Annotated in this window: 3 protein-coding genes and 1 pseudogene; 3 read left to right on the top strand and 1 reads right to left on the bottom strand. The window is 75.3% G+C overall.

Annotated features, from left to right (window positions below; all coding sequences use genetic code 11):
• Window positions 1-193 (top strand): annotated as a pseudogene (locus ACFWH7_RS19015) (glycoside hydrolase family 11 protein); the annotation flags it as partial.
• Window positions 194-315: 122 nt separating this feature from the next.
• Here the strand turns inward: ACFWH7_RS19015 and ACFWH7_RS19010 are convergent.
• The gene (locus ACFWH7_RS19010) at window positions 316-1,089 is read right to left on the bottom strand and encodes a FadR/GntR family transcriptional regulator (protein ID WP_378218896.1); all 774 of its coding nucleotides are present in this window, start codon (window positions 1,087-1,089) and stop codon (window positions 316-318) included.
• 174 nt (window positions 1,090-1,263) lie between these two features.
• On the opposite strand from ACFWH7_RS19010, the gene ACFWH7_RS19005 reads away from it, so the two are divergent.
• Window positions 1,264-2,058 carry a (Fe-S)-binding protein gene (locus tag ACFWH7_RS19005; protein WP_378218894.1) on the top strand — a complete coding sequence of 265 codons (795 nt, stop codon included), beginning with the start codon at window positions 1,264-1,266 and terminating at the stop codon, window positions 2,056-2,058.
• Window positions 2,055-3,743 (top strand): LutB/LldF family L-lactate oxidation iron-sulfur protein (locus ACFWH7_RS19000; RefSeq protein WP_378218892.1); only part of this gene is annotated, 1,689 nt, incomplete at its 3' end. The genes ACFWH7_RS19005 and ACFWH7_RS19000, both read left to right, overlap by 4 nt.

Below are 3,743 nucleotides of genomic sequence, written 5' to 3'. Positions count from 1 at the left end.
CTCGGGCGCGTCCGACTGGACCGTGACCATCCGCACCGGCTCCGGCCAGAGCCTGCAGAACTCCTGGAACGCCGCCGTCTCCGGCACGAGCGGCACCCTCACCGCGACACCGAACGGGAACGGCGACGCCTTCGGCATCACGCTCTACTCGAACGGCAACACCACGCTCCCGACGGCCACCTGCTCGGCCTGACGGGGAGGCGCCGGGGTGGTGGGACCCCGTCCGTCCCGCCACCCCGGTGGTGCGCCGCCGAACTCCCCGACCGCACGCCGATCGGGCCGCGAGCCCGACCGGGGCCGCGGGTCCCGCACCGCTCAGAGCCCTGTCTCGGCGTAGAAGTCCTCGATGTGGGCGCGGACCTCGCGCGCGGCGCGATCGCCGTCGCCCGCCGTCACGGCCGCCAGGACGGAGCGGTGCTCGGTGCGCAGGCGCGCCGCGGACCGCTCCCACGACGGCAGGGTCGCGCTCCCCTGGGCGACGTACGACTCGATCGCCCCGCGCAGCCCGGTCATGACCGCCTCGACGAGCGGGTTGCCCGCGAGCCGCACGAGCAGCACGTGGAACGACGCGTCGAGCTCGCGGAACCCCTCGGCCGCGAGCGCCGGGTCGTCCATGCGGTCGAGCAGCGCGCGCGCCGCGGCGAGCGCCTCCGAGATCTCCGGCGCGTCCGGCCCGGGGCCCGGCCCCTGCTCGCCGATGCCCCTCTCGCCAGCGCCCCTCTCGCCGGCGCCCCTCCCGGCGGCGACCCGCTCGGCCGCCGCGCGGACGGCCCACGTCTCGAGCAGCACGCGCGTCTCGACGACGTCGCGCACCGCGAGCGTCCCCGACGCGACGTGCAGCCGCACGGCCGCCCCGAGGCCCGCGGCGGGCCGGTCGACGACGGTCGCCCCGGCGTCGGGCCCGGAGCCCACGGCCGTGCGCACGATGCCCATGGCCTCGAGGACGCGGATCGCCTCCCGCACGGAGGGGCGCGAGACGCCGAGCTCCTCGGCGAGCGCGCGCTCGGCCGGGAGCCGCTCGCCGAGCGCCCAGCGGCCCGCGGCGAGGTCCGCCTCGATGCGGGCGAGGACGCGTTCATGGGTGCGCACCCGCTCAGGGTAGGCGACCCCGGCGCGCTGTGGTCAGACCACACGCCTCTCCTGGTCTACAGTGGACGACCTGTGGTCAGACCACAGCCGCGGCGCCTCACCGCGGCGGTCTCGGCAGGCGGCACGGACGCGGCCCGGCGAGACTGGACCGACTCGCCCTCCCCCGGAGCAACGATGCGCATAGCCCTCACCGCGACCTGCATCGGCGACGTGATGTTCCCCCAGGCACCGCGCGCCACCGCCCTCCTCCTCGAGCGCCTCGGGCACGAGGTGTTCTTCCCCGAGCGCCAGGCGTGCTGCGGCCAGATGCACGTCAACACCGGGTACCTCGACGAGGCGGTCCCGGTGGTGCGCAACCACGTCGAGGCGTTCTCCCCCGTGCTCGACGGCGAGTGGGACGCCGTCGTCGTCCCGTCCGGGTCCTGCACGGGATCCGTACGGCACCAGCAGGCGATGGTCTGCCGACGGGCCGGGCTCGACGACCTCGCGCGCACCGCCGACGCGGTCGCCGCGAAGACGTACGAGCTGTCCGAGCTGCTCGTCGACGTGCTCGGCGTGACCGACGTCGGCGCCTCCTTCCCCCACCGGGTCACCTACCACCCGACGTGCCACTCGCTGCGCATGCTCCACGTCGGCGACAAGCCGCTGCGCCTCCTGCGCGCGGTCGAGGGCATCGACCTCGTCGAGCTGCCCGCGGCGGAGGCGTGCTGCGGGTTCGGCGGCACCTTCGCGCTGAAGAACGCCGAGACGTCGACGGCGATGCTCGCCGACAAGATGACGCACGTGAAGTCGACGGGCGCCGAGGTCCTCACCGCCGGCGACGCGTCGTGCCTCATGCACATCGGCGGCGGCCTGTCGCGCATCCGCGCGGGCGTCCGCACGCTGCACCTCGCGGAGATCCTCGCCTCCACGAAGGACGCGCCCGCCCCCGCCGGGGTCGGCCCGTCGACACGTGGGGGTGCCCGGTGAGCCGCACGTTCCTCGGCCTGCCCGTCCGGCGCGGCGCGCGCACCCTGCCCGACGACGTCGCCCACCCGGGCGGCCACGGCACGTCGGCGGGTGCCGGCGCGGCGTCGGACGCGTTCGGCGACGTCCCGCGCCCGGACGCCCCGCTGCGCTGGGGCGGGTCGTTCCCCGACGCGGCGCGCGAGGCGCTCCAGAACACGCAGCTGCGGCGCAACCTCGCGCACGCGACGTCGACCATCCGCGCCAAGCGCGCCGCCGTCGTCGGCGAGGTGCCGGACTGGGAGGCGCTGCGCGACGCGGGGTCCGCCATCAAGACCGACGTCATGGCGCGCCTGCCCGAGCTCCTCGAGGAGCTGGAGCGCAACGTCGTGGCGCGCGGCGGGGTCGTGCACTGGGCGCGCGACGCGGACGAGGCGAACCGGATCGTCGCGGACCTCGTCAAGGCCAAGGGCGTCGACGAGGTCGTCAAGGTGAAGTCCATGGCGACGCAGGAGATCGGGCTCAACGAGGCGCTCGCCGCCGAGGGCATCGCGGCGTACGAGACGGACCTCGCGGAGCTCATCGTGCAGCTCGCCGACGACATGCCGTCGCACATCCTCGTGCCCGCGATCCACCGCAACCGGGCGGAGATCCGCGAGATCTTCCTCGCCCGCATGGGTGACGCCCCGCCCGACCTGTCGGACGTCCCGCGCGAGCTCGCCATGGCGGCGCGCGCCCACCTGCGCCGCAAGTTCCTCTCGGCGAAGGTCGCGATCAGCGGCGCGAACTTCGGCGTCGCGGACACGGGGACGCTGACCGTCGTCGAGTCCGAGGGCAACGGGCGCATGTGCCTCACGCTCCCCGAGACGCTCATCACCGTCATGGGGATCGAGAAGGTCGTGCCCACGTACACCGACCTCGAGGTGTTCCTCCAGCTCCTGCCGCGCTCGTCCACCGGGGAGCGCATGAACCCGTACACCTCCCTGTGGACGAGCGTCACGCCCGGCGACGGACCCCAGGAGTTCCACCTCGTGCTGCTCGACAACGGGCGCACCGACGTCCTCGCCGACGAGGTGGGGCGGGCCGCGCTGCACTGCATCCGCTGCTCGGCGTGCCTCAACGTGTGCCCGGTGTACGAGCGCGTCGGCGGCCACGCGTACGGGTCGGTGTACCCCGGCCCGATCGGCGCGATCCTCACGCCACAGCTCACCAAGTCCTCCGGCGGGCTCTCCGGCCACCACGACCCGAACGCGTCGCTCCCCTACGCCTCGACGCTGTGCGGCGCGTGCTACGACGTGTGCCCCGTGAAGATCGACATCCCGTCGATCCTCGTCGAGCTCCGGGCACGCGAGGTCGACGCCGACCGCGGCCGGCCCACCGGGTGGGGCGCGGCGATGAAGGCGGCCTCGTTCGTCATGTCGGACGCGCGGCGGTTCGAGCTCGCGGAGAAGGCGGCGGGGCTCGGGCGGCTGGTCGCTGGGCCGAAGGGCCGGATCTCGACCCTGCCACCGCCCGCGTCGGCGTGGACCCGCTCGCGCGACCTCCCGGCACCCGCGAAGCAGACGTTCCGCGACTGGTGGCGCGACCGCCCCACTCCCGCCCCCGCCGCCCCGCTCGCCGAACCCGGGGTGGCCGCGCGCCCCGGCGGCGCAGCCGCGGGGAGTGGGGGGGTGGGGGGGGGGGCGAGCCCCAAACCCGGGGGACGGGCC

The organism is Cellulosimicrobium cellulans, from assembly GCF_042723955.1.
Lineage (GTDB): Bacteria > Actinomycetota > Actinomycetes > Actinomycetales > Cellulomonadaceae > Cellulosimicrobium > Cellulosimicrobium cellulans_H.
Note: the sequence above shows the minus strand (reverse complement) of the source record. Positions and strands in the feature narration are given on the sequence as shown.